The organism is Caballeronia sp. (genome assembly GCF_049581465.1).
Lineage (GTDB): Bacteria > Pseudomonadota > Gammaproteobacteria > Burkholderiales > Burkholderiaceae > Caballeronia.
Map to the genome: position 1 here is coordinate 1 of NZ_JBAUSA010000203.1, position 6,575 is coordinate 6,575.

The 6,575-nt window shown below is 56.0% G+C and carries 4 protein-coding genes and 2 pseudogenes; 1 reads left to right on the forward strand and 5 read right to left on the reverse strand.

Annotated features, from left to right (window positions below):
* Window positions 1-1,301: 1,301 nt before the first annotated feature.
* Window positions 1,302-1,520 carry a hypothetical protein gene (locus tag WCA53_RS04995; RefSeq protein WP_423906296.1) on the reverse strand — a complete coding sequence of 73 codons (219 nt, stop codon included), beginning with the start codon at window positions 1,518-1,520 and terminating at the stop codon, window positions 1,302-1,304.
* Between the two features lie 368 nt (window positions 1,521-1,888).
* Between WCA53_RS04995 and WCA53_RS05000 the strand changes: the two genes are divergently transcribed.
* Window positions 1,889-2,269 (forward strand): hypothetical protein, encoded by a 381-nt coding sequence (locus WCA53_RS05000; RefSeq protein ID WP_423906300.1) that lies wholly within the window; start codon window positions 1,889-1,891, stop codon window positions 2,267-2,269.
* Between the two features lie 420 nt (window positions 2,270-2,689).
* Here the strand turns inward: WCA53_RS05000 and WCA53_RS05005 are convergent.
* From WCA53_RS05005 to WCA53_RS05020, 4 genes and pseudogenes are all read right to left on the reverse strand, one after another.
* Window positions 2,690-2,791: pseudogene (locus WCA53_RS05005) on the reverse strand (IS110 family transposase); the annotation flags it as partial.
* A gap of 180 nt (window positions 2,792-2,971) precedes the next feature.
* The gene (locus WCA53_RS05010) at window positions 2,972-3,910 is read right to left on the reverse strand and encodes a tyrosine-type recombinase/integrase (RefSeq protein ID WP_423906303.1); all 939 of its coding nucleotides are present in this window, start codon (window positions 3,908-3,910) and stop codon (window positions 2,972-2,974) included.
* Between the two features lie 301 nt (window positions 3,911-4,211).
* A pseudogene (hpnI, locus tag WCA53_RS05015) lies at window positions 4,212-5,257 on the reverse strand (bacteriohopanetetrol glucosamine biosynthesis glycosyltransferase HpnI); the annotation flags it as partial.
* Window positions 5,258-5,508: 251 nt separating this feature from the next.
* Window positions 5,509-6,078, reverse strand: coding sequence for a cytochrome b (locus WCA53_RS05020; protein WP_423906306.1), 570 nt, complete (start codon window positions 6,076-6,078; stop codon window positions 5,509-5,511).
* Window positions 6,079-6,575: the final 497 nt, after the last annotated feature.

Consider the following 6,575-nt stretch of genomic DNA (forward strand, 5'->3'; position numbering starts at 1 on the left):
TGTCAGCGACATCGACGCATCTCTACATGCGTAGATCAGCGTTCGTGGCGTCGAAATCATAGATACCTCGGTGAGACTACCATCAGTTGGCGTCCAATTGCCCGTAGCGCCCGGTCGGCGGAACGAATTACTGAAGAATTATGACGTACCAAAAGGTGCCAGAGCGGCAATATAAGAGCCCATGAAACATTTCAATCAAGGCACGGTTTTCTATCGCGTGGACCTGAGAACGCGTTTCCTGCTGAAGTGCTTGACATCGGTAGTTCGTACTTCAAAGCGGATGCTTTTCCCGCCTTTAAAGCATCTCACTTGTCCTCTGAACAAAGTCTTCCGACACCCCTCCTTTGTTGTGAAATCCTTGTATTTCGGCAGGATCACGGCCGCCGATGAAAGGCATCACGATGAGATGAACACCGAAAAGCAGCTTATATGAATTGACAAGTGTGAGTGACCCTAAACACCTTAGCGACAGATTGGGCATCAAATTGCCGAGGGTTCCTTGATGCGAAGATACAACAGATCGAGTTATCGTGACTGCGCCTAAGTCTTCACTAAGTCAAGCGTGGTAACGGAAGGCGCATGGAAGGGTGGGTCGACCGAATTAAATAATTCCATCATGGATGGAAGCAACATCGCATACAACGCAGCAGCTTCGCGCCGTTGCACATTGTTCATTCACATCGCTGCCATGCGAGCTCGGTTTTGTTTCATAACAGGCGGTTAGGTAGGCGACCGTTGACTGGTGTTTGCGGCTGTAACTTACGTTCCGTTCGGATCGTCTCGTTAGCAGCTGTCAAACAGCTCGCCTGAGACGCGTTCGAAGTCATATTGACCGTAGAACTGCGTGAGCGAAGTTGCGTACGCAACGCGCTGCGGGCAGATGGTCGAGGCGGAGGTCGGATGGCCCGCCACGTCAGTTACAAGTTGCCATAACGAACATCTGGTCATTGGCTGTTTGGGCTCGAAAGGCGCCTTTGACGTCACGCTGAATCGATGTCCGGCTCAGAGTCGGCAACGGACCGAAGTGCGATGCGCGGCCTGCGAGCTCACGCGGGTTCTGATGTGATGGACGACTCCCTCCCTTCGGGGTAGGCATATGCCAAAGCGGAGAAGTCGTCCATCACATCAGAACCAACTTCGGCGTCTACGAGTGGCTGCTTTCTCAAAAGCTCGGCTTAGTTCCGTCGATTCAGTAAGCCTGGTGTGAAACACACTGGAAAAATCAAGCCATCTGCAGCCTGCCAGTCCCACTCGATGGTGACGTAAGCTATCCTCATCAAATAGCCTTTTACTCAACCAATTTATTGCGACAGAACCGTCTCAAGCATGATCGTCGCGGGGAGCACATTTCCGATGCCGGGCGTGGTCTTCAGGATCTCGAACTCGGGATGTAGCCGTGGTTCCTGATGGGGATCGCTGCGAGTGCGGTAATTTCGCCGGGCAGGGTGTGCAACACCGCCAGGCTGGCCATTCAGCGAGCTCAACGCGTGCAACATCGGCCGGGCTGACGATCCTGACATCGATGGCACCATCACCCTCGAACGAAAGGCACGATATTCGCACCACACAATCATGTACGTCACGACTTCGAGCGCTTGTCTTGCCGCAGTCCATACACGAGATCACGAGAAGCAGGGAGCCTTCTCCATCATCGCGTAGCGGAACCGTAAGCGTGCAAAAATCCGAATCTTGAGCCGACCCCATTATTGCGCAAACGACCGGCGTCATTTCGCCGAGGTGCCAATAGATGACGGACAACAATATCGACGCCATTGGTCACATGTTCACCCGCAACGATTTACGCTGTGATCCAGAGAGACAATTCTGCGCGAACTTTAGCAAGGTTCCTCGGCTCTTACTCAAGAATGGAAGCGCGGGAGGCGATCACATGCTTAGGCCAATTGCACTGTCAGCAGTTGTTGCGTCACTTGTTGCATGCGTGGGCGGTTGCGCCGTCGCGCCGGGTTACGGCTATGGATACGACGGATATGGCGAGCCCTACGCAACGAACTATGATGAACCATACTACTATGGTTATCCGGCGGTGTACGGTGGTGGTATCTATGTCGGTGGTGGTGGCTGGTACGGCGGCCGCTACTACAACCGTGGGGTCGACTGGCGTGGCTGGAACCATGGGTACGGCTATCGCGGCGGCTGGGGCCATGGTGGTGGCTACGGATACGGCGGTGGTGGGTATGGCCACGGCGGCGGCGGTGGCGGACAGTGGCAGGGCCGTAGCGGTGGCGGCCACGCTGGTGGCCGCGGTTAGTGCGAGGTCGACCAGCACGAACCAATCACTTCTTGCGCGTCAGACTCGGCGGACGGGTTGTGAGTAATCAAGGTCCGGCAACCAAGTGTGACCGAACATCGTAGTTGACGATATCGAGCTCTGGTGTGCCAGGGCGAGGTTTGAAACCCATCTGCTTCTGCTGGCCGGTCGCGGATTGTTCGCCGGTTTGGTGGCGAACCCGACGGCGCTTTTAATTCCAGCCCTGCCGATCAGCGCTGACAGATGCGCCTGCAACGCGGCTGGGCACGCAGCATCATAGACTTCCGTGCCGTCTACAGAGCGCTCTCGGAATCTGCTTGTACGCGTCGAGCGTGCGGCCCCTAGTTCCCTGGAACCCGATATGGAGCGCCACCGCGAATCGAGCGCGCCGTCTTCGGGCACCCCTCCTACGGTTTTCCCAGCAGCTCTTACGCTCACGTAATTGGCCTGATACGGCCTGTTGTGCGCCAGAAGAACCCAGAACGTGCGGGCCATCTTGTTCGCCAGCGCGACGGTTATTACCGGTTAGTACGTTGGACGGCCGTCGCTTCTTTATGGCTCACGATCCGATCCGGGGTAGGCGGCGTCTTTGTAACTGCCCGAGTAGCCCATGATTCACCTATAGGTTGTGCGTCGAGCCCAATGCCCAGCGCACACCCACATTACGGATGCCTACGTATAGTGAAGGCAGCGTACGAATCCTTACGGCAAGTCGAGCGTCTGCCGGAGTCGCGCCGCAGTGCGACGCCTTGAGAGTCCAAGCAGGTTGCTGACTTCCTTGTTGGTGCGACCAGCGTGGATATGTCGGCGACCATAGGTGTTGCGCAGCAATCGAGGACTCATATGGGCCGCCGAGATGTTCAACGTTTTCAGCGCTGATCGTACGCACTCGCCCAGCGTGTCATCCGTCATGGGCTTTCCGGCCGACGTCGCTACGAATAGCCAATCATTCGCGCAACTTAGGCCGCGGCGTGCTTCGTGATAATCACGGAGGACATCGAGTGAAAAGGCGTCGAGGGGCACCTTCCGCGCAATGCGTGGGCCGCGCTTTTCGACGAAAACGTTTGGCCACAGCCCATCGACGCTGAGATCAGCAAGATGAAGTCGCCGGCACTCGGCCGCCGTGATTCCGCTTCCCAGAAAGAGGGCCACCACCGCCCTGTTTCTGATTTGCTTGAAAGTTGCATCAACCGTAGGACTGCATGCCTCCTGTAGGCGCTTGTCGTCGATCACAGATAGGTGGATCGGTCTCGGCTCGTCTTCAGGCCACGTCCATCGGGTCAGCATCTCAGCCGCAGGATTATCTTTGCGCTCATCAATCGCTACTAGATGCCGTGTGAAGCGATCGATCAGTTTGAGGTACCGAATGTGCGTCGCCGTGCCGGGAGCGCAGTCGGTTGCGATCGCCTCGAAGAACCCGTCGACGTGGTCGGCGCCGTAGGTGGCCACGGTTTGCCGATGACTGACCAGGTACCGGTGAAATCGCGCGAACATTGCGCGATGCTGAACGATCGACTGCTCGGAGAAAGGTCGACTGTCGGCTCCGGCAGCTTCCTCATGCTGCCATTCCGTGTAAGCCCGCTCAGGGTCGTTCGTCCAAAGTGTGGAGTTCATATAAATAGATATACTGAGTTGGCGCATTTCCCCATTCTGCACGAAGTGTGGCCGCCGTTCCAACTCCTGAGTTAACGGGATATTCTTTTTCCCGATGCCACTCTCCAGTCCGACCCGATCGACGTTCGACGCCTAGTTCTTCATTGTTCATGAGCACGTTTTGGAAGACTTCCTGCTGCGACTCGGTGGATGTTGCACCTAAGACTTAGAAGGGACTTAGCGCTTCATCATAAGATGCCACCTGGCAAACTGGTAGGCACCTCGAGCAGCGCTCCTTTGTCGAGCGTCACACGCAAGTCTGGACAGGAGATGCAACGACGTCTAGCTGTAGTGGCAGATCCCGCCAGAAAGTACGGGCATGACGTGCGCTGCGCGCGTGCAGCATAACCCTCGCGACAACGCCCGCGAAAGTGCTGATCGACAGCGTTAGCGCCATCGCGCCACCACCGCGATAAAGATTGAAGCAGAGAAGCGCGCTTATCAATAGCCAAGGCGAGGTGAAAGTAACGAACAGAAAGGAAAATCCCGCAGGGCTCACCGAACGTATTGTCCGCAGCCAGCGGGTTTCGCGCTGCCATAGTTCGATAAAGGTCGGCTCGATAACATCGGTGGCGACCACCACTGAAGACAGTACCGTGCTCATTCCTAATGCTCGCGCACGCTCGGCCAGCCAGTAATCATCGGCGAGGCAGTCTTTAAAGGCCTCGAAACCGCCAATCTCCGCGAGCGTCGTACGACGAAGCGCAAGCGTCGCGCCAAAGCCGAAGCAGCGGGACCCACCTGCGTGAGCGACACGCACTGATGGAGCAAACCATTCGTTGGTAAATAGCGCTCCGATGCGCGGCCAAATGCCGCCGACGCTCCGGGCGCGATATAGGCAAGTCACGACTCCGACGTTGGTATCGTCGAGCGGCGCTGTTACAGAATCCAGATAGTCTTCATCAACGGCTATATCACTATCAGCCAGCACCACGATGTCGTGCCTAGCCCGCTGCGCCATGTTGATGAGATTGCTAACCTTGAGGTTACTGCCGTGGACGCGCGGATCGGTAACGAGTTCGATGTCCTGCCCGGGATACGTTTCGTGCAGGCGCCTCACCACCGCGATCGCGGGATCGGCTGGCGACGACACCCCGAATAGCAATTGAAAACAAGGATGCGCCTGCTCACAGAACGTTGCGAGGTTCTCGTAAAGGCGAGGCTCCACGCCACACAATGGCTTCAATAGGCTGAAGGGTGTCCAACCGCTACGCGGGTAATTTGGACGTTTGTTGAAAAATGGCATGGCCACCGCTGCTGCTATGGCATATCCGTCGCCACGAAGCACAGAAGAACGAGAATCAACTGGACAAAAGCTAAAAACTGGACCGTCATTGGTTAGGATGCCGGCTAAAGTACGTGCTAGCTGTTGGCTTGTTGACCCGAATATCGATTCAGCAACTCATTCCTATCACACGTTCCGGCAATTCTAACTGCGCTGAGGACCAATCGGCCATTCCTTCTAATGAACAGCGCGCCTTCTCAGTTCCCGTTTCCGCACGCCAGCATGCAGGCCGCTGCAGTCAGGCATTAGAGCGTAAAACTTATGAGAAACTTAGTGGATGCCGGCGGACCTCATCGATCCATCATCTCCGTCTCGGCAGCATCCGTCGCAGGGTGTCATCCTTTATGATGAAATGATGAAATAGAGCAGCCGAGATGTGCAGGCCGACAGCCGCCAGCAATACCCATGCAAATACTTGGTGAATGTCACCCATTTGATGTCCGAGAACCGAGCCTGTGGGTGAGAGTGGCGGCAGCGGTACCAAGCTGAATAGAGAGACTTGCCATCCCCGCGACGATGCGTTTGCCCATCCCATCAGCGGAAACGCGACTAGTAACGCATACAATAGCCAATGGGTCGCGCGTGTGGCGCCCTGCAACATGGGCGGCAAAGCGCTTGGTTCTGCTGGCGCTGGGTGCGTCAGCCGCCATGCCAATCGACTCAAAACGACCAAGACGATCAGCGACCCAATCGAAAGGTGCAAACTGATCAATCCAATTGGCTTGGTATCCTTATGTACGTCCGGCATCAACCATCCAATGGTGTACTGAATGATGAGCAGCAAGACCGTTATCCAGTGGAAGAGCTTCGCCGGGGCACTAAAACTCGGGCGATTGTGGGGTGCATTGTGATTTTTCAGATAAAAGTCCATGTGGGCGCCCGCGGTCGCAGGGTGGATTCATTTTGGTATCGTGACTCTGCCGATCTTGACTTAGGTGAAACATAGGTAGCCGGTGGCTCTTTGACCTTCGAGCCGGGAGTAGCTATCGCGCAATTCCTGATACCGTGTCACCAATTGAGCCGTACCGCTGTCAAATTGGAGCAGCGTCCTGTTCGTCTTGGCAAAATCGCATCTAAGGCCACTCAACTCTCTCGATATTCGAGAACTTGAGCGCAGCTGCGCCTTTCCCCTCACTCGCGCAAGGACGTCGCGCCATGACAACTACTGCTCAGTGAAATCTGATCTATCGCATGCCTATGGGAAGCCTAAGTCTTGTCGGTCTAGTCTATCGGCGCAAGGCCTCGCCGTTCGTTGGGGATCGATGTTTGTCGAGGGTCAGCGGCATACGAATGCTATATAACGCAAGGAGTTGGGCACCGCGAGGCCCATGGCGCTACGCAGTGGCGCTAGTCGCCGCACTCGCTGCT